General features: G+C 52.6%; 19 protein-coding genes. 1 reads left to right on the top strand and 18 read right to left on the bottom strand.

Annotated elements, in window-relative coordinates:
- The 13 genes from ACOJWD_RS02615 to rapZ all read right to left on the bottom strand — a co-directional run.
- On the bottom strand, nucleotides 1-447 hold a 447-nt coding region (locus tag ACOJWD_RS02615; RefSeq protein WP_486991666.1), incomplete at its 3' end, for an NADH-quinone oxidoreductase subunit J.
- Between the two features lie 15 nt (nucleotides 448-462).
- Nucleotides 463-900 carry a NuoI/complex I 23 kDa subunit family protein gene (locus ACOJWD_RS02610; protein ID WP_486991665.1) on the bottom strand — a complete coding sequence of 146 codons (438 nt, stop codon included), beginning with the start codon at nucleotides 898-900 and terminating at the stop codon, nucleotides 463-465.
- 94 nt (nucleotides 901-994) lie between these two features.
- Entirely contained in the window at nucleotides 995-1,984 is a 990-nt protein-coding gene (nuoH, locus tag ACOJWD_RS02605; protein ID WP_486991664.1) for an NADH-quinone oxidoreductase subunit NuoH, read from the bottom strand.
- Entirely contained in the window at nucleotides 1,981-4,299 is a 2,319-nt protein-coding gene (locus ACOJWD_RS02600; protein WP_486991663.1) for a 2Fe-2S iron-sulfur cluster-binding protein, read from the bottom strand. The genes nuoH and ACOJWD_RS02600 overlap by 4 nt, the downstream gene beginning before the upstream one ends.
- Nucleotides 4,280-5,572 (bottom strand): NADH-quinone oxidoreductase subunit NuoF, encoded by a 1,293-nt coding sequence (gene nuoF, locus ACOJWD_RS02595; RefSeq protein WP_486991662.1) that lies wholly within the window; start codon nucleotides 5,570-5,572, stop codon nucleotides 4,280-4,282. The genes ACOJWD_RS02600 and nuoF overlap by 20 nt, the downstream gene beginning before the upstream one ends.
- The gene (gene nuoE / locus ACOJWD_RS02590) at nucleotides 5,569-6,036 is read right to left on the bottom strand and encodes an NADH-quinone oxidoreductase subunit NuoE (protein ID WP_486991661.1); all 468 of its coding nucleotides are present in this window, start codon (nucleotides 6,034-6,036) and stop codon (nucleotides 5,569-5,571) included. The genes nuoF and nuoE overlap by 4 nt, the downstream gene beginning before the upstream one ends.
- A complete protein-coding gene (nuoD, locus tag ACOJWD_RS02585) occupies nucleotides 6,033-7,247 on the bottom strand; it encodes an NADH dehydrogenase (quinone) subunit D (RefSeq protein WP_486991660.1) in 1,215 nt (404 codons plus the stop codon). Before nuoD ends, nuoE begins: the two co-directional genes overlap by 4 nt.
- Nucleotides 7,248-7,257: 10 nt before the next feature.
- The gene (locus tag ACOJWD_RS02580; protein WP_486991659.1) at nucleotides 7,258-7,719 is read right to left on the bottom strand and encodes an NADH-quinone oxidoreductase subunit C; all 462 of its coding nucleotides are present in this window, start codon (nucleotides 7,717-7,719) and stop codon (nucleotides 7,258-7,260) included.
- Complete coding sequence (locus ACOJWD_RS02575) at nucleotides 7,716-8,231, bottom strand: NADH-quinone oxidoreductase subunit B (protein ID WP_486991658.1); 516 nt, start codon at nucleotides 8,229-8,231, stop codon at nucleotides 7,716-7,718. Before ACOJWD_RS02575 ends, ACOJWD_RS02580 begins: the two co-directional genes overlap by 4 nt.
- Entirely contained in the window at nucleotides 8,222-8,575 is a 354-nt protein-coding gene (locus ACOJWD_RS02570; protein WP_486991657.1) for an NADH-quinone oxidoreductase subunit A, read from the bottom strand. Before ACOJWD_RS02570 ends, ACOJWD_RS02575 begins: the two co-directional genes overlap by 10 nt.
- 154 nt (nucleotides 8,576-8,729) lie before the next feature.
- The gene (gene whiA, locus ACOJWD_RS02565; protein ID WP_486991656.1) at nucleotides 8,730-9,590 is read right to left on the bottom strand and encodes a DNA-binding protein WhiA; all 861 of its coding nucleotides are present in this window, start codon (nucleotides 9,588-9,590) and stop codon (nucleotides 8,730-8,732) included.
- Nucleotides 9,587-10,858, bottom strand: a complete 1,272-nt coding sequence (locus ACOJWD_RS02560; protein WP_486991655.1) for a gluconeogenesis factor YvcK family protein — start codon at nucleotides 10,856-10,858, stop codon at nucleotides 9,587-9,589. Before ACOJWD_RS02560 ends, whiA begins: the two co-directional genes overlap by 4 nt.
- Before the next feature lies 1 nt (nucleotide 10,859).
- Nucleotides 10,860-11,762, bottom strand: a complete 903-nt coding sequence (gene rapZ / locus ACOJWD_RS02555; protein WP_486991654.1) for an RNase adapter RapZ — start codon at nucleotides 11,760-11,762, stop codon at nucleotides 10,860-10,862.
- A 143-nt stretch (nucleotides 11,763-11,905) separates the two neighbouring features.
- Here rapZ and ACOJWD_RS02550 point away from each other — a divergent pair, with 143 nt between their 5' ends.
- A complete protein-coding gene (locus ACOJWD_RS02550) occupies nucleotides 11,906-12,145 on the top strand; it encodes a hypothetical protein (protein ID WP_486991653.1) in 240 nt (79 codons plus the stop codon).
- Here the strand turns inward: ACOJWD_RS02550 and ACOJWD_RS02545 are convergent.
- The 5 genes from ACOJWD_RS02545 to ACOJWD_RS02525 form a co-directional block, all read right to left on the bottom strand.
- Nucleotides 12,095-12,955 (bottom strand): Cof-type HAD-IIB family hydrolase, encoded by an 861-nt coding sequence (locus ACOJWD_RS02545; protein ID WP_486991652.1) that lies wholly within the window; start codon nucleotides 12,953-12,955, stop codon nucleotides 12,095-12,097. The two genes, ACOJWD_RS02550 and ACOJWD_RS02545, sit on opposite strands and share 51 nt — an antisense overlap.
- A complete protein-coding gene (locus tag ACOJWD_RS02540) occupies nucleotides 12,928-13,275 on the bottom strand; it encodes a phage holin family protein (protein WP_486991651.1) in 348 nt (115 codons plus the stop codon). Before ACOJWD_RS02540 ends, ACOJWD_RS02545 begins: the two co-directional genes overlap by 28 nt.
- On the bottom strand, nucleotides 13,272-15,134 hold the full coding sequence (gene uvrC / locus ACOJWD_RS02535) for an excinuclease ABC subunit UvrC (RefSeq protein WP_486991650.1): 1,863 nt from the start codon (nucleotides 15,132-15,134) through the stop codon (nucleotides 13,272-13,274). The genes ACOJWD_RS02540 and uvrC overlap by 4 nt, the downstream gene beginning before the upstream one ends.
- A 17-nt stretch (nucleotides 15,135-15,151) precedes the next feature.
- The gene (uvrA, locus tag ACOJWD_RS02530; RefSeq protein ID WP_486991649.1) at nucleotides 15,152-18,001 is read right to left on the bottom strand and encodes an excinuclease ABC subunit UvrA; all 2,850 of its coding nucleotides are present in this window, start codon (nucleotides 17,999-18,001) and stop codon (nucleotides 15,152-15,154) included.
- The coding region (locus tag ACOJWD_RS02525) for a UvrB/UvrC motif-containing protein (protein ID WP_486991648.1) at nucleotides 17,994-18,402 on the bottom strand (409 nt) is incomplete at its 5' end. The genes uvrA and ACOJWD_RS02525, both read right to left, overlap by 8 nt.

The raw sequence follows: 18,402 nt of genomic DNA, 5'->3' as shown, positions 1-18,402 counted from the left end.
TAACATTAAAGCGACTGCCGCCAGATAGATAAAGTCTGGTCCCCACAGGATGATGCCCATGCCACGGAGATTACCAAAGTTGTGGGGTAATCCCAACGAGATCCCATGGCTGGGATACATTACTGCCACCACCGCGAGTCCACCACCCATGAGCACCGCAAGAATGCCGGCTGTAAGGCGTTGCCCGACGAGATGTTCTTTCGTTTCCCGATCGTCCTTCCCGGCAGTCAGCAAGGTCACTACGAAGAGGAACAGCACCATAATGGCTCCGGCATACACAATCACTTGCGCAGCAGCCAAAAACTCAGCGGAAAGCACAATGTAGAACACCGCTAACGACAAAATATTGATGATGAGAAATAACGCGCTATGCACCGGCTGTCGGGCGAGGATTACACCCATAGCCCCTATCAACGTGACAATCGCCAATATGATAAATCCAACCATGACCGTTGGGTCACCTCATTTCCTTATTGCAGGACGCAGGAGTTCCTCTTTATCCGCAATCATTGTCTCGCGGTCATATGCGGCCAGTTCGTTAAATGGCGTGAGGCGCACGGCGTTGGTTGGGCACGCCTCCTCGCACATGCCGCAGAAAATGCAACGGATGAGATCCACTTCATAATCGACCGAATAGCGACTGGTCCACGATACCGGAGCCCCGGACGGAGCTTCGGCAGCAACCACCCGAATGGCGTGTGCCGGACAGACCGCTTCACATAGACCGCAACCAACACAGAGCTCATGACCATCCACATCCTTGGCCAGCATGTGCTTGCCGCGAAAGCGAGGAGAATACTCGCGACGCTTTTCCGGATAAGGATAGGTGTCTCTTGGTTCTCCTAGAGCCTTAAACGTGGTACCCATTCCCTTAGCAATGGCTCGTATGCCATCTAACATAGAAAACCCCTCCTTGCTCTAGCCTTACTCGCCCGTAGGGCGATGGGAGTCTGTTCCCGACTTCCCCTCTCCCACGCGTTCTTTTACTGGCCTCTTAAATCAAACCCGTCACAAATGCCGCAGTGCCTAGGAAGTACAACACGGCAACTGGCAAGAGAATCTTCCATCCAAAGTTCATCAAGCGGTCATACCGAAACCGTGGCAAGGTCGCCCGAACCCAGATAAAGACAAACAGGAAAATCGCCACCTTGATAAAAAACCAAATAATCGGCGGCAGCACCGGTCCCAGCCATCCCCCAAAGAAGAGTGTCACGGCAATCCCACTCACCGTAATCATGTTGATATACTCGGCAATGTAATAACTCGCGAAGCGCATCCCTGAGTATTCAGTATGGTATCCCGCGACAAGCTCAGACTCCGCTTCAGGAAGGTCGAACGGTGTGCGGTTGGTTTCCGCAATGGCCGTAATGAAGTAAATGATGAAGCCTACAATTTGCGGCAACCATAACCAACCATGTGCCTTTTGATAGAGCACAATGCCTTCGAGGCTTGCTGTCCCAGTCATCATGAGTACTCCCATAACGGCCAGCCCCATCGCTAATTCGTAGGAAATAATCTGCGCCGAGGCGCGAATTCCACCGAGAAGCGAATACTTGTTCTGCGATGCCCAGCCTCCGAGTACCAAGCCGTACACCCCAAGCGAGCTGAAGGCAAAGGCAATGAGGAGACCAATCGAAGGATTGGCAATATCCAAGTTGATATTGACTCCGAAAAGATGAATCGGTGCGCCAAACGGGATGACCGCATCCACGCAGAGAGCCGTGAAGAGCGAGATGACTGGGGCGAGCCGATAGACAAACGGATCGGCCCCGTTCGGCATCAGATCCTCCTTCAGCAACATCTTCAATCCATCAGCGATAGGCTGAAGCATGCCCCCCGGTCCTACACGGTTGGGTCCAAGACGCAATTGGAAGAATCCTAAAAGACGCCGCTCAGTCAGCATCGTATAGGCAAATCCTCCCATTAAGATGGCAATTAATAAGATAATCTTCACCACTAACAACACGACTTGTAGAACAATCATACGGTGTGAACCTCCTCAACCGGAGAGATCTCAACCGCACCCGTACCGATCGCATTCACTGGATACTCGCTCATGGAAAGCGGTACAAATATCCGCCGGTGCGTCATCTGGGGATCGACGGTGACAGGCACCGCAAATTCCCTCTCCCCTTTCCTCACCTTGACCATGCCTACCTGTGAAATTCCCATCTCCTTAGCGTCCTCCACACTAATGCGACCGGGATAGTCAGGGATGCGCGGTTTCAATATATCGGAGGGCAAGCCGTTTTCAATCACAAGGTGCCCTGTGACTAGTTCTATATCCCGTGGAGTACTGCGAGCCGAGTGAGAAATCGGCTGTATCGCCAAGGCGATGTTGTCCTGGGGTAGTAAGTCCGATCCGTTATCATCGTACGGATCCCACTCTTCGAGAACTTCAAAGGGCTTCTTTAGTGCATGTGCCCAAGTGGTCACATAGGTCTTGGTGGGCCGTGCTTGCCCAGGGGGTTGAACCGAAGGCATGGCGACCTGTAGACGGGCTTCCATGTTGACATAGGTTCCATACACCTCTCCTGGTGCTGCCGCTGGCAAGATGGCATGCATTTTCTCCGCCATGACCGGTCGCATCAGCCCTTCAGCGACCAAATGCGGCACCCGATCAAACGCCGCCCGGACCAATTCGGGGTCAGGATTATCGCGCATCAGATCCGCGCCCCAGAGCACTAACATGTCAATTTTTCCATCGCGCGCATCTTCTAAAATCGCGCGTAGGTCGTCCATGCGCGAGGGAATGCCGGCGCGTTCGAATCCACGCCAATTACTCGGCCCCCAGGTCGGCAAAACTGCGGTAGCATTATCTCCTCGAATCGCCTTTAACGCCATGAGCACCGATTCCACTTGCTCCTCGAGTCCATCCCAGAGAATCGTTAAGTGCTCGCTCTTTAGAAGAGACTGTCCGAATTGCAGTAACCGTTCTTGGTCCATCTCTTCACAAAGTGACGGATGTTGCTCCAAAAGTGTCTTGACTGCCGGGTGATCCGGTTGCGCGGCGTTAAGTGCCTGCGCGATGAGCACTGCCTCTTCCCCAACGTGGGTCACGAGCGATTGTACCTTCAGCGTATCACGCGATAGATTGCGGGGGGCCACCGAGAACACCTCGACGGCGGGATTCGCCCGCACCCGATCTCGCAGCTTCAAATGCACCACGGGTACAGCATCATAGGGATCGCTACCAATAAGTAACACGGTATTGGCTTCAGCGATGTCATCAAACGTCCCGTTGAGTTCACGCGGCAGATATCCTGGCACGTCGTGGCTCGCGGCAATGCGCGAGGTGCCGACTACTTCCCGAGCAAACTTTTGCAGTTGATAGGCGTCTTCAGTGGAATGCAAGCCCCCCATGACAAAGGCAATGCGATCAGCACCACCGGCATCGACAATCTCTTTCATCCAGACCCCGACTTGACGCGTCGTCTTTGCGGCCGCCTCTTCACGTCCGTCAAGATACGACGTGGTGACGCGATCGGGATGGATAGCAAAATCAAATCCAAAGCGTCCTCGATCGCACAGCCAGCCCCAATTCCTCTCGGGAACGGGACGGCCCTCAACACGCACAATGTGTCCATCGCGGCCAGTAGCCAAGGTGGTGCATCCCACCGGGCACAGCGTACACACTGATTCCTGACGTTCAATGTTCCAGGGACGCGCCTTGTGGTGATAGGGTACTGCCAAGAGTGCTCCGACAGGACACAGATCGATCACGTTTCCGGTAAATTGGCTCTTTGCCGGTAATCCATCCACCGTCGCGACCACCGTTTCGACGCCTCGGCCATCGAGCAACAGCTCCGGTTCACCGACATATTCGCCCATATATCGCACACACCGTTGACATAAGACACAGCGCTCTTGGTCTACCAAGACAAATTCATTAATGGGACCATCTTTCACTTTTTGAATCTTGGGTTCTTCAAATCGTCCCGCTGGCGGACCGTATTGAAACGTATAGTCTTGAAGGAAGCATTCGCCCCCTTTATCACAAACCGGACAGTCTAAGGGATGATTAATGAGTAAAAATTCCAAAACGCCTTTGCGTCCCTTATCCACTGCTGTATTGCTGGTATGCACCACCATACCTTCTGCGACTGCTGTCGTACAGGCGGTTGCCAGTTTCGGCATCTTTTCGACCTGCACGAGACACATGCGACACGCACCCAAGGGTCCTAATGCTTCGTGATAGCAGTAGACCGGCACGTCGATGCCCAATTTGGCAGCAGCATCCGCGATTAGTGTTCCTTCTGGAACACTAATCTCTTGGTCATCAATGGTTAACCGTATCATAGACCTTCGCCCCCAATGGACATCTCTTCTCGCGAACATGGGCTTCGAATTCCTCACGGAAATTATTAATCGCGCTTACCATAAATCCAATAGACGCATCTCCTAAGGGACAGAAACACTTACCATTAATATTGTCCGCGACGTCCAACAAGATAGATAAATCATTCTCATCGCCGACGCCGGCCTCCAAGCGGTCTAGCACGTCGGTCATCCAATAGGTCCCCTCCCGGCAGGGGGTACACTTGCCACATGATTCTTCCCGGTAAAACCGGACTAATCGTGCAGAAGCCTTCACGATACAAACTGTATCATCCAGGACAATGCAGCCGCCGGAACCGAGCATCGATCCTGCCTGCAGAATGGATTCATAATCGAGAGGTGTATCGAGCTTATCCGGCATCAGCAAGGGCACAGAACTGCCACCCGGAATAACACACTTGACGCTACGACCCTCCTGCATCCCACCGGCATAGTCATCAATGAGTGAACGAAGCGTTGTCGCCAAAGGGATCTCATAGTTGCCGGGACGGTTGACCTTGCCACTCACCGACATAATTTTTAGCCCCGGACTCTTCTCTGTGCCCATCGAGGTATACCACTCCGCTCCATAGGTCATAAGAGCAGGAACATTGACGATGGTTTCCACATTATTAACGATGGTCGGCATCGCATAAAGACCGGCCACAGCTGGAAACGGGGGTTTAAGGCGCGGATTACCGCGACGCCCCTCCAAGGATTCCAATAACGCGGACTCTTCGCCGCAAATATAAGCACCGGCCCCACGATAGACATGAATATTCAACGAATATCCGCTCTCTAGAATGTTGTCCCCCAAGAAACCATGTTGATACGCCTCCTGGACGGCCCGCGTTAACTGTTCATAGCCGCGCAAAAACTCGCCCCGACAATAGATATAGGCCTCATGCGCATTGATGGCATAACTCGAAATAATCATTCCTTCGACTAACTGATGCGGATTATGCTCAATCAGTTCTCGATCTTTAAACGTGCCGGGCTCTGCTTCGTCAGAATTCACCACTAGATACCGGGGGCGACCATCCTTCGGCAAAAAGCCCCATTTAACACCGGTGGGAAATCCGGCGCCTCCTCGCCCACGCAATCCCGATTTTTTCACCAAATCGAGTACCTCATCGGGTTGGTATTCCTTAAGCGTCTTTTGGAGAGCCTCATAACCCCCGTGAGCCTGGTAGATGTCCCACTGATCAATATCCGGGACTTCGTGATTTCGCAAAAGGTAAAAGGTTTGACTCATGACTTCACCTCTTTTTCGAGCAACTCTTCTGGGTGGTCGAGGTCAACGGGACCATGAAAGCGCAGGTTCACTTGCGCTACCGGAGCCAGATCACACGCCGCCAAACATTCCGCTTCGAGAAGAGTGTAACGTCCATCCGCCGTGGTCTGCCCTTGCGACACGCCCAACTTTGTCTCCAGACGGTGCATTAAATCATCCGATCCCGCTAACATACACGATAATCCCACGCAGACATGTACCACTTTCTTACCGACCGGTTGTTGAAAATATAGCGAATAAAACGAGGCGACGGACTCGACATACTGCACCGACAGGTCCAAAAGACCCGCCACGTCGCTCAGCGTTTCCGGAGCCAACCACCCTTCGGACTGCTGAATTCGGTGCAACAGCGGCAACAGCGCCGAATTGGCTTTGGGAAACTCGGTCTTCGCCTCCTGAGCCCATTCCTTCCACTCAGCCTTCATTTATCGACATCTCCCAGCATAATATCAATGCTTCCAATCGCAGTAATCACGTCGGCGACCAGTCCGCCCTTGGCAAGAATAGGCATCGTCTGGAGATTGTAGTAGGAAGGGGTCCGGGCTCGCCAACGATAGGGCTTCGGCCCTCCATCTGAGACAATATAAAATCCCATCTCTCCGCGCGGGCCCTCAACCGCCTGATAATACTCCCCTTCCGGAACGGGAAATCCTGCGGTCACCAATTTAAATTGATGGATAAGCGCTTCCATATTGCCATAAATCTCGGTACGCGGAGGAAGAGACACCTTGCGGTCACGGGTAGCATAATCACCCAGAGGTGAAATTTTAGCCATCGCTTGCTCGATGATTTTAATCGACTCGTACATCTCGTCAAACCGCACCCAAAATCGAGCATACGCGTCCCCTTCCGTACGGGTGGGCACGTCAAAATCAAATTCCTCGTAGCTGGAATAGGGTTCGATCTTGCGTAAATCTAATGGAATCCCAGTCGCACGGATATTGGGGCCGGTCACCCCGTATTGATAGCATGCCTCGCGATCCAATAGCGAGATGCCCCGAAGTCGCTCATTAATCAGAGGATTCCCATCGACCAAGTTGCGGTACATCTTGATCCATCGGGGCCAATCTTTCACAAACTGGTCCACTTTTTCGTGGAAACCTTCTGGCAAGTCGTATGCCAAGCCGCCCACCCGGAAATAGCTGGGATTCATCCGTACCCCAGAAGCCGCCTCAATCAGATCTAAAATAATTTCTCGCTCGCGCATGCAATAAAAGAAGAGACTCATCGCCCCTAGGTCCATCACGTGAGTACCCAACCAGACCAAGTGGCTCGCCAGGCGCGTTAATTCTGCAAATACCACACGAATATATTGCGCCCGCTTGGGTACCTCAATATCCATCATCTTCTCAACCGTTAATACATAAGCCAAATTATTGGTCATCGGGGCTAAATAATCTAGCCGATCCGTGATGGTGTTGCACTGCTGATATGTCAGTGTTTCAGCCGTCTTTTCAAACCCGGTATGAAGATAACCAATCACCGGTTCGGCGTGAACAATGCGCTCACCATCGAGGACCAGTTTCACACGCAGTACTCCATGAGTACTCGGATGCTGCGGTCCCAGATTAATGACCATCGTTTCATCGGTATCCTCTGTTTGAAATACTTCTGCCAAGTCGTTATTGGTCGCCATGTTGTCCCTCCTAATCGACCCGATTCCCGCCGGTGGGATAGTCCTTACGAAGCGGGTGTCCTTCCCAATCATCCGGTAAGTAAATGCGAGTGAGATGAGGATGGTTCTCGAACACAACACCAAACAGGTCATACGCCTCACGCTCGGGCCAATTGGCTCCATCCCACAATGAAACCATCGACGGCGCTGTCTCACCTTCAGCCACAAAACACTTAAAGCGAAAGCGTTGAAACTTTTCCGGATGATACACCTGATACACGAGTTCGAACCGTGGCCGCGCTGGAAACCAATCGACAGCAAGAATGTCGTTAAACATGACATAGCCTTCCTGGTTTTTTAGATGCGTGGCAAATTCCATTACACTCTCTTTCGGTACGACCACGGTTGGCTGATCAGCGGCAGGAAGAATCTGTAGCAGATCTGGAAAGCGGGATTGGAGGCGGTCGAAAAGTTCTTCATCCACGATCTTCATGAAATCCCACCCCGCTCCTGCAGTTCAAGATACTTAGGAGGCAGGCCCACTTGAATCTTTTCCCGCAGCTTTAAAATGCCAAACATGAGCGCTTCCGGCGTCGGCGGACACCCAGGGACATAGACGTCGACCGGCACTACGTGGTCAACCCCTTGAATGATGGCATAGTTATCGAACACGCCTCCCGACGAGGCACACGCCCCCATCGAAATCACCCATTTTGGTTCCGGCATCTGTTCCCAAATGGTGCGCAACACCGGCGCCATTTTCTGACTGACCCGTCCCGCGACAATCATCAAATCGGCCTGTCGGGGCGATGCACGAAAGGCTTCTGAACCAAAGCGAGCCAAGTCATAACGGGAACTTGTCACGCTCATCATCTCAATTGCACAACAGGCCAAACCAAAGGTTGCTGGCCAAACGGACGACTTTTGCGCCCAGCGACTCATTTTGTCGACTGTGGTTAACAAAATTCCCCGTTCAGCTTCCTTTTGGGTGGAGCTCAATCCCATTGAAATCCCCCCCTCTTCCACACATACAGAAAAGCCATCCCAATGATGAGAACAAAAGCAAACACGCGCAATACCCCAGCTTGATGCAACGCCTTGAGGCTAGTAGCCCACGGATAGAGCGACATGACTGCTACGTCAAAAATCATAAAAAACATCGCAACGCGATAAAACCGCACCGAGAAATACTTTACGGGTGCGTCCGGCACGATGCCCGACTCATAGGTAATCTTCTTTAAACCGCCCGGCGCCTTCGGTCCCATATGTGCAGAACCTGATGCCACCATATAGGCAACCCCAAATGCTACTAATATGTATAACAACAGGGCGCCGTATTGGGTTAGCATAGCCATCCCCCGCTTCTATCATGACTGCGACCGTGGAGCAAACCTCCACGGCTAAATCGTGACGCAATTCACATATAATTCCGTACCTCTACCTGTGTTCCTTTCCCTATTGTAGCAATCTTTTTTTCCTGGTCAAAGCTGATCGAGAAATTGATCAACGATTTCGGTGAGGATTTTCTAACCATTGCCGCAACTTTCTCAGGCGATGATTCACTGCAGACTTCGATACCGGTGGACTTAAGTGCTGTCCTAAGTCCTCAAAGGTCCAATCCGGATGCGCAATGCGCAGGTGAGCCAACTGACGAAGGTCCGGCGGCAAGACACCAAATTCCCCTGATTGCCGCAACTGTTCTAAGCGTTCTGCATCTTTGAGCGCCGACTCTACCGTGCGCTTCATATTGGCTGTTTCTGAGTTCACCAACCGATTCACTTGGTTTTTCATGGACCGTACCACGCTTTGACTCTCGATCGCTAGAACCGACCGATGCGCCCCCATACTGGCTAACACATGCGCCACCTGTTCCCGATCTTTTAAATAGACGAGAGGCACTCCGCGGCGTTCGGTGATATGGGCTCTTAGCCCCATGAGCTCTAATGCTAGCATCAAGAATTCGCCGCCCTGCTGAGATGTCGTCGAAATTTCCCAATGCAGAGGGCGATCCACTTCGGAAAGATATCCCCGGACAAAGAAAGCGCCGCGCAGAAAAGATGGCGGACAGTCCACAACACTTTGCTCAATATCTGGAGGCGGCACATCCTCTCCCCAAAGACTAAACTCCATGCGGTGTTGATGGCGGCCCATCCGAATGGTGGGGCAAAGTCCTAACGGTTTCATGATGCGATAACCGCGACGGGTAATAAAGGCAGCTCCCGATCTTAACCAGGGGGCCGTGTCCTGGTAGGGATCGGAGACTTGGCCGGACATTCCCCACAGTTCAGCCCAACAACAAGGGATGGAACCAATGGTGACTTGGGCCAGTTCCTCTTTCACTTTCCGCGTATACGACCAGGTCATCGGCGACCCTGCCGATCTCGCAGCCGCGCCTCCAGCACTAATCCATCCAATAGATGCCCCTCCGCCCACTTCGAGCGATGGCGCTGCATAATTCGTAATAACGCGCGCGCTAGTTTATCGGGGTCATGACGTACCAATCCATCCATGGCCAGAAGCGGCTCTTGGACAACCTCCGGCCAGGCCAGACGACTCTCCCCAATACTGACCACCTCGGCACCCTCGTCGAGATATCTGTTTAGCACGTCCTCATCCACCGTTTGATTATTGACCAAGACCACATCTACCAGCCCGCGACCCACCTGACGATCAAGCGCCGCCAAATGATCTTGAGCCGTATAGTGCGTCGTCTCCCCTGGCTGCGTCATCACATTGGTCACAAACACGCGAACCGCCCGTGTGGAACGGATAGCTTCCTGAATTGGCCTGACCAGCAAGTTGGGAATAACTGAGGTATAGAGGCTTCCGGGCCCGAGCACTACCATGTCGGCGTCCATAATCGCGGTCACCGCTTCCGCAAGCGGCGTGGCATCACCAGGGTCCATGCCAATTTTCTTGATAGGCGCCGGACTCCGACCAATATTACTCTCGCCCAAGATCTTTTGCCCGTCCTCTAACTCTGCCCACAGCGTAACTCGATCCAACGTCGCCGGCAAAACCGTTCCCCGAACGGCTAAGACCCGGCTGGACTCACGAAGCGCGGTCACAAAATCGCCCGCCACCTGTTCCATCGCGGCCAAGAACAGATTGCCAAACGAGTGCCCCTTGAGCTCTCCAGATTGAAATCGATGCTGAAAGAGATCCTCCATTAAGGGTTCGGTATCGGCGAGTGCCACCATACAATTGCGAATGTCTCCTGGGGGCAACATGCCTAAATCCCCCCGCAACCGTCCCGAACTTCCCCCGTCATCTGCCACTGTGACCACCGCGGTCAAGTTCGCGGTGTATTGCTTCACACCTCTCAGAACGACTGGAAGACCGGTCCCGCCCCCAAGGGCCACCACTTTGGGTCCGCGAGCTAACTGCCTCCGTGAATAGATGAGGGGAGCCCATTTTTCGGACCCAATGACATCACCCAAGGCACGGGAAAGCCCCCAAATCCCCGAAATCACCAAACCGATTCCTACCACGATTACCACTATGGTCCAGGTAATCACCGTGGGAGGCTGGGCCAAAAGACGGCCAAAAGCGACTCCCAGGGCGATAAACCCCACCGCCATTAGCACCATATACCTCTTCATTTTCATTCCCGGAAGAAAGAATCCCCACATACTAAATCTCCTCGGAATGATGCTGGTCAAGATGATGCTGGTCAAGATGATGCTGGTCAAGATCACGGTGTTCCACAAAAACCGTCTCACCTAACGTCTTTAAATATTCCGCGACGCGATTGGCAAACACCACCGAACGATGCTGGCCGCCCGTGCATCCCACGGCCACCGTAATGAGCGGCTTCCCCTCGGACTTGAAATTTGGCACCAGATACGCTAAAAAGTCCTCGAGCCGACTCAATGTTTCTCGAGCCACCGGAAATCCCATCACATAGTCTTTGACCGCCGTATCTTCTCCGGTGAGGTTCCGCAAGGTATCCACATAGTGTGGATTGGGAAGAAAACGCACATCAAACACCAAGTCGGCATCTTTCGGCAACCCGTGTTTAAACCCGAATGAGACCAACCGTACCTGAAATGGCACCGTATCGACTAAACGAAAGGCATCGTTAAGACGTTGTCGCAATTGCAATGGGGTGAGTCCTGAGGTGTCAATGATCAGGTCTGCTCGACCTCGCAAATCCAACAACGCTGACCGCTCGCGGCGCAGTGCCTCAACCAACCGGGCATCAGCTTCTAGCGGATGGCGCCGACGAGACAACTTATAACGATGAATCAGCGTTTCCTCATCCGCCTCCAAAAAGAGAATTTGATACTCCACTTGACTCGCATCAAATTCGTCCAAGACCGCTTCCAACTCCTTAAAGAAACTGCCGCCGCGGATGTCCATACCGAGAGCTGTGCCGTGAATATCGGGGCTTCGATGGACAAGTTCCGCAAACTTGGAAGCCAGCGATGGAGGCAAATTATCCACGCAAAAGTAGCCTAAATCCTCAAAAACGCGTATGGCCTCACTTCGACCAGCTCCAGAGAGCCCGGTGATCACAATGAATCGTGCTGGCATAAATGTCGTCCTCTTTCATCCTGTTACTCTCATTGTAATACTTTTTCTCGCAACTCCTATGTTCTAGCATTGACAGAAGCCCGCGAAAGGTGTCGAATATCGTTATAAGTTGCATGAACTCTCGTCTCAAAAGGAGTACACGTATGGCGACACCAGAATCTCCCTCCCCGTTGCCAATCTCACGGCGACAGGCCAAGGAACAAAAACTCGCAATGGCAGAGGAACTCGCTGCGGAAAGTCGCGTCGCCCGTATGCGAGAGCGACGCGACCGTTCTACCGAGCGAAAATTCACCGCTCTATTCATCTTTGCGGTCAGCATTTTGACCCTCTATTTAGTCAGCCGTACCCCTTGGGGAATGCATCTCATCGGACGATACTTCTAGCACCCATCGCTCTATCGCCTTGGCGGCCCCGTCCTGGTCGACGCTATCGGTGACCCTGTCGGCAGCCTCTCGTACCTCAGCGGGAGCCTGCCCCATCGCAACGCCGAGCGCCGCCCATTGAATCATGTCGATGTCGTTTTCGGCATCGCCAATGGCCATAACTTGGCTTTGAGGGATATGTAATGCATCGGCGGCTTTGCTTAGACCGTCCGCTTTGCCCACATTGCCACTCACGATCTCGAGAAAGTCGGGCTGTGATTTGAAGATTCTCACCGGAAATCCCTTCAATTGCGCTTCGAGGGCCGGTCTTAACTGGTCTAATCGCGTAGGCTCATCTTGCAAGAGAATTTTTATTGGTGGCTCAGGCCATTCCAAGAGTTCGTCGCCGGATCGTACCCATGCCGGAATATGATGGGCGTCGACGTAGTGGCGTACACGAGAATCCTCGGCTGATACCCACAATTCTCGATCGATATAGACTTGTGTCAGTATCGCGTGCTGCAAAGCCCATGCTACCGCATGCTGGGCTGCATCTTCAGGCAGTAGCGTCTTGGCCAAAATCTCTTCTTCAGGCATTTTAGCTACCACGGCCCCTTGATAGGCCACCAAGGTGCCCGGTCTTAGTCCCAAATCCCGCCAAAACGGACTGGCTGACTGCACCATACGTCCGGTCGCCAACATCACTTGGATACCTCTCTGCTGTGCCGCTTTTACGGCCTCCTTTAAGCGTGGAGAAATGGTACCGTCCCGTTTAAGGGTCGTACCATCCAAATCAAGCGCAATTAACGCGATCGACGACGTAGTAGCCAATTAATCACCCCCGATACCAATCCTAGAATAATTGAGGCCCACAATGCTGGAAGAAAACCATTGACATGAAATCCCGGTACAATCGCCGATACCAACCACAACATTAAGGCATTAATGACCCATCCGAATAGGCCCAACGTCAATATGGTGAGCGGCAAGGCAAAAAGCCGAACGATAGGTCGGATAATCAGATTGACCAATCCCAAGACCAAGCTCGCAAGAATCACGGTCGTCAAATTGACGACTTCGATCCCCATGTGCAGGTGAGCCAACACAAATAGTGTGAGTGCCGTCACCAACCATAATATCAATCGCCTCATGTGGATGCTCCCTTTTTGTTCAATTGCAGATACTCTAACACCGATTCCGCGGCTGCTCGCGACATGCCGGGAATGCCACCCAGTTCTTCAACGGTAGCCTCAGAAATGGCATTCAGATCGGGGTAGGCGCTCAATAAGGCTCGCTTGCGCTTAGGGCCAATCCCCGGAACATCGTCCAACAGCGAGCGCAAGTTGCGACGGGTTCTGAGTTGTCGGTGAAACGTAATGGCAAATCGATGTGCTTCATCTCGCAGATGTTGCAACATTTTGAGCGCCTCAGAATCACGATCTAAAATAATCGGATTCGCACTTTCCGGCTCAAACAGCCATTCATGCTGCTTGGCGAGTCCAAATACCGGAATATCGCTGATTGCGAGCTCCTTCATGGCGCGCACAGCATAGCCCAATTGACCGCGCCCGCCGTCAATAATGACCATGTCGGGACGGATCGCAAATCGCGTCAATTGCGGATTCTGATTGGCCAGATCGTTGTGTCGAAATCGGCGGGAAATCACCTCATACATTGATTGAAAATCGTTCGGTCCCTCCACCGTCCGAATTTTAAAGCGTCGATACTGCGACTTATCGGGCTTTCCATCCGTAAACACCACCATCGAAGCGACCGATTCAGTGCCTTGGGTATTAGAGATGTCGTAACATTCCATGCGGTGCGGTATCCCCTCTAGGCCCAAGGCATGCTGTAGCCCGAGAAGGCCATCGTCGCGATGCCGCTCGCGCAATTCTTGACGGCGTCGTCCTTCATCGCGCGCCATTTCAGCATTCTTCAAGACCATCTTCAGCAGTTCAGCTTTTTCCCCTCGTTGGGGCACCTTAATCTGCACACTGGCACCTCGGCGGCGCCGAAGCCAATCCATCACATGCGCTGCATCTTCAGGTAGCGCGAGGAGGAGGATTTCCGGGGGGATATCGTGAGCATTGCTGTAATATTGCTCAAGAAAGGCGCCCGCAATCGCCTCATCACGTGACTCCTCCACCCCTTCGAGCGTCAGCGCTTCTCGCCCCGTGAGTCGTCCTTTTCTCACCCGGAAGAGCTGCACCATGGCTTCTTCCCCATCGACCGCCCAGGCGATGGCATCCAGTTCCCGGTCTGTCCCGGTTGCCACCCTCTGCGGCTCTAACACCTCGCGAATCGCTTGAATTTGATTGCGAATTTGCGCCGCCTTTTCAAACTCCAAATTTTCGGCCGCAACATTTAATCGTCCCAGCAACTCGCGTTCGACCTCATCCGCCTTACCTTCGAGAAATTGTTCCACCTGCCGCATCATGTCGCGATACACCGTTCGACTGATGAGATCTTGGCAAGGAGCTTGACAATGCCCAATATGATACTCCAAACAGGGGCGGCCCACATTTTTGAACTTTTGATTGGTACAATTACGAATCGGAAAAATCTTTCTTAATAAGCGGATGGTATCGCGGACAGCTTGCGCCCGCGGATAGGGGCCGAAATATCGACTACCGTCATGTCCGGGCTTGCGGGCAATGAGGAGCCGAGGAAAATCCTCTTCCCAAGTGAGTTTCAGATAAGGATAAGCCTTATCATCTTTAAGGCGGATATTGTAGTGAGGATTCATTTGTTTAATCAAGGTGGCCTCAAGAATGAGAGCTTCCACCTCCGTGCTTGTCACAATATACTCCAAATCCGCCACGTGGCGCATCATGGCCCGCACTTTACCCTCAAGTCGCTCCGGCGCTTGGAAGTAGGAACGCACGCGGTTTTTCAATATGAGGGCTTTGCCCACATAAAGCACCTGACCATCACGATTTTTTAGTAAGTAGACTCCCGGACTTTTAGGCAACCCGGCAAGTTTCTGCGAAATCTCTGGCGTATTCGCCACGCGCACTCACCTCCGTCCTAAAGCCGCGCCTCAGACAGTTTTTGCTGACGTTCGACATGCAGACGCAAGTATTCCCCAGTGTACGATTGGGACACCTGCATCACCGCTTCCGGCGACCCCTCGGCAATAATTTGACCTCCTCGATCCCCGCCTTCCGGCCCTAAATCAATAATCCAGTCAGCGGTCTTAATCACATCGAGGTTATGCTCAATCACTAAGACGGTATCTCCTTGACTTACTAATCGACTCAATACCCCCAAAAGGTGCCGAATGTCTTCGGCATGTAATCCCGTGGTCGGCTCATCTAAAATGTACAACGTACGACCCTCTGATCGGCGTGACAACTGGGTAGCCAGCTTTACCCGCTGTGCTTCACCTCCCGATAACGTCGTCGCTGGTTGACCTAAATGGATATAGCCAAGGCCCACGTCATGCAACGTCTTTAGCTTACGCTGCAAGCGACTATGATGTTGAAAAAATTCTAACCCTTCGTCCACCGTCATATCGAGCACATCAGCAATACTCTTACCACGATAGGTCACTTGCAATGTCTCTCGATTGTATCGCTGTCCTTTACATACTTCGCACGGAACATAGACATCTGGAAGAAAATGCATCTCAATGCGAAGAATTCCATCGCCTCGACAGGCCTCACAACGACCACCACGTACGTTAAACGAGAATCGACCCGCACGGTATCCCCGTACTTTCGCTTCGGTCGTTTCAGAAAACACCTCTCGTACCAGATCAAAAGCTCCGGTATAGGTGGCAGGATTCGACCGGGGCGTTCGTCCGATCGGGCTCTGGTCAATGGCAATCACTTTATCCAATTCATCCAATCCGCCCATTTCCCCATGCTGACCCACCCGGCGACTCCGAGCACCATTCAACTCCAATTCCAAGCGTCGGCGAATAATATCGTTCACGAGCGTCGATTTTCCCGACCCCGACACACCGGTTACGGCAACCATTAACCCCAAAGGAATGCGCACCGACAAATTTTTTAAATTATGCTCGCGTGCTTCCTGCACCGTGAGCCAACGATCGTTGGGTACACGGCGCAGAGCGGGAAGAGGAATTTCCTTCACGCCGGAAAGATATTGGCCGGTCAGACTATCTTTTTGTGACATGACTTCGAGCGGTGTGCCATGGGCTACCACATAACCTCCATAGACGCCCGGTCCCGGACCAATATCGATCAGATAATCTGCAGCCAACATGGTGTCTTCATCGTGTTCTACAACCAATACCGTGTTCCCAAGATCACGCAATCGCTTAAGTGTGCGAATCAGTCGATCATTGTCACGCTGATGCAATCCAATGGAGGGCTCATCAAGAATGTACAGCACCCCCATCAGGGATGAGCCAATCTGGGTCGCGAGTCGAATCCGTTGCGCCTCTCCCCCGGATAACGTTCCTGCTCCACGGGCGAGCGTCAAATATCCTAATCCGACGTCACTAAGAAAGCCCAAGCGCTCTAAGACCTCTTTCAAAATAGGCTTGGCAATCCGCTCCTGCCTTCCAGTCAGTTCCAGCGTCTTCAAATAGTCTTGGGCGCGTTCGATCGATAGTTCGGTAAGGTCGGCAATCGATAAATCTCCGACACGCACCGCCAGAACTTCTGGCTTCAGCCGCTTCCCGTGACAGGTCTGGCACGGCCTCGCGGTCATATAAGCCTCAATTTCCGCTTTTTGCACATCCGACGTCGACTCCCGATAACGTCGTTCGAGGAGAGATAAAATTCCGTGCCACATAATACTCTCGCGACGAGACTGTCCAAAAATGCTTTCGTATTCAAAGGGGATCGGGTGTGCGTACCCTTTTAATAAAATCTCTTGCTGCTCTTGAGACAATTCTTTATAGGGAATGTCCGTGGGAATGTGAGCCACTTGGGCTAAAGCGGCGATCAAATCGGGATAGAAGCGACTGGTCCCCCGATATAAAGGAAATATCGCCCCTTCATGCAGCGTTTGATTAGGATCGATGACTAAGTCCGGATCAATTTCTTGTTTAAAGCCTAAACCCGTACAATCGGGGCACGCCCCAAAGGGAGCATTAAACGAGAACATCCGAGGGGTAAGTTCTTCCAGAGAAATGCCACACTGCGCACACGCTAAGTCGCGGGCATAGAGTGTCCCGACATCATCAGGAGGACCGATTTCCACTAGACCATCGGTCACCTCGAAGGCATGTTCAATCGCTTCGGCAAGTCTGGCCTCCATTGTCTCACGCACAATCAGGCGATCAATCACGGCCGCAATCGAATGTTTCTGATTCTTGACGAGCTGGGGCGGATTCTCTAATTCGTAGAGCGCCTGATCGATGCGAGCGCGTGTGTATCCCAGTCGACGAATTTCGTCGATGACCTTTTCATGCGTTCCTTTACGCCCGCGGACGATGGGTGCCCGCACTTCGAGACGCGTTCCCTCGAGATTATCCTGTAGCACCCGGTCCACAATTTGTTGCACAGTTTGCGACTCAATCCGGGCTCCACATTTAGGACAATGGGGCTGACCACCGCGCGCATACAGCACCCGCAAGTAGTCGTATATCTCCGTGACGGTCCCTACCGTGCTGCGTGGATTATGACTGGTGGTCTTTTGATCGATGGAAATCGCGGGCGACAACCCCTCGATCGTGTCCACATCAGGTTTGTCCATCTGTCCGAGAAATTGCCGCGCGTAACTGGACAACGACTCTACATAGCGCCGCTGGCCTTCCGCATAAATCGTATCAAAGGCTAGGGAGGACTTCCCCGATCCCGATACGCCGGTAATGACCACCAGATTATCGCGGGGAATTTCTACGGTAATATTCTTGAGATTATGTTGTCTCGCGCCTTTGACACGAATCACCCCACTAGCCACGTCGCTTACCTCCCCCCACACTCTTCAATGGTCTTTCCGCCTCAATTTCCATTAACATATCTCGAATCGCGGCTGCCCGTTCAAACTCCCAGTTACGGCTCGCCTCTTTCATTTCGCGGCGCAACTGGTTCGCAAGTTTAATCCGCTCGCGGGACGTCATATCCTTAAATGCCTTATCCTGCGGTACCCCATCTCCAGATGCCTTACTCGCCGTAATCACCTCACGAATATCCTTAGTCACACTGCGAGGGATAATGTGGTGCTCCTGGTTATACCGTTCTTGAATATCGCGCCGTCGTTTGGTCTCCGAAATCGCCTGACTCATTGAGTCGGTCATTTTATCTGCGTACATAATGACCGTCCCTGCAACGTTACGCGCGGCCCGTCCCACCGTTTGCACC

Source organism: Sulfobacillus sp. TH-112 (assembly GCF_057473405.1).
This window is presented reverse-complemented; position numbering and strand designations above follow the sequence as displayed.

What these genes read in the sequence shown, in the direction of transcription:
- ACOJWD_RS02610 (WP_486991665.1), bottom strand. Translation starts at nt 900, where the DNA reads ATGTTAGATGGCATACGAGCCATTGCTAAGGGAATGGGTACCACGTTT.
- nuoH (WP_486991664.1), bottom strand. Translation starts at nt 1,984, where the DNA reads ATGATTGTTCTACAAGTCGTGTTGTTAGTGGTGAAGATTATCTTATTA.
- ACOJWD_RS02600 (WP_486991663.1), bottom strand. Translation starts at nt 4,299, where the DNA reads ATGATACGGTTAACCATTGATGACCAAGAGATTAGTGTTCCAGAAGGA.
- nuoF (WP_486991662.1), bottom strand. Translation starts at nt 5,572, where the DNA reads ATGAGTCAAACCTTTTACCTTTTGCGAAATCACGAAGTCCCGGATATT.
- nuoE (WP_486991661.1), bottom strand. Translation starts at nt 6,036, where the DNA reads ATGAAGGCTGAGTGGAAGGAATGGGCTCAGGAGGCGAAGACCGAGTTT.
- nuoD (WP_486991660.1), bottom strand. Translation starts at nt 7,247, where the DNA reads ATGGCGACCAATAACGACTTGGCAGAAGTATTTCAAACAGAGGATACC.
- ACOJWD_RS02580 (WP_486991659.1), bottom strand. Translation starts at nt 7,719, where the DNA reads ATGAAGATCGTGGATGAAGAACTTTTCGACCGCCTCCAATCCCGCTTT.
- ACOJWD_RS02575 (WP_486991658.1), bottom strand. Translation starts at nt 8,231, where the DNA reads ATGGGATTGAGCTCCACCCAAAAGGAAGCTGAACGGGGAATTTTGTTA.
- ACOJWD_RS02570 (WP_486991657.1), bottom strand. Translation starts at nt 8,575, where the DNA reads ATGCTAACCCAATACGGCGCCCTGTTGTTATACATATTAGTAGCATTT.
- whiA (WP_486991656.1), bottom strand. Translation starts at nt 9,590, where the DNA reads ATGACCTGGTCGTATACGCGGAAAGTGAAAGAGGAACTGGCCCAAGTC.
- ACOJWD_RS02560 (WP_486991655.1), bottom strand. Translation starts at nt 10,858, where the DNA reads ATGTGGGGATTCTTTCTTCCGGGAATGAAAATGAAGAGGTATATGGTG.
- rapZ (WP_486991654.1), bottom strand. Translation starts at nt 11,762, where the DNA reads ATGCCAGCACGATTCATTGTGATCACCGGGCTCTCTGGAGCTGGTCGA.
- ACOJWD_RS02550 (WP_486991653.1), top strand. Translation starts at nt 11,906, where the DNA reads ATGGCGACACCAGAATCTCCCTCCCCGTTGCCAATCTCACGGCGACAG.
- ACOJWD_RS02540 (WP_486991651.1), bottom strand. Translation starts at nt 13,275, where the DNA reads ATGAGGCGATTGATATTATGGTTGGTGACGGCACTCACACTATTTGTG.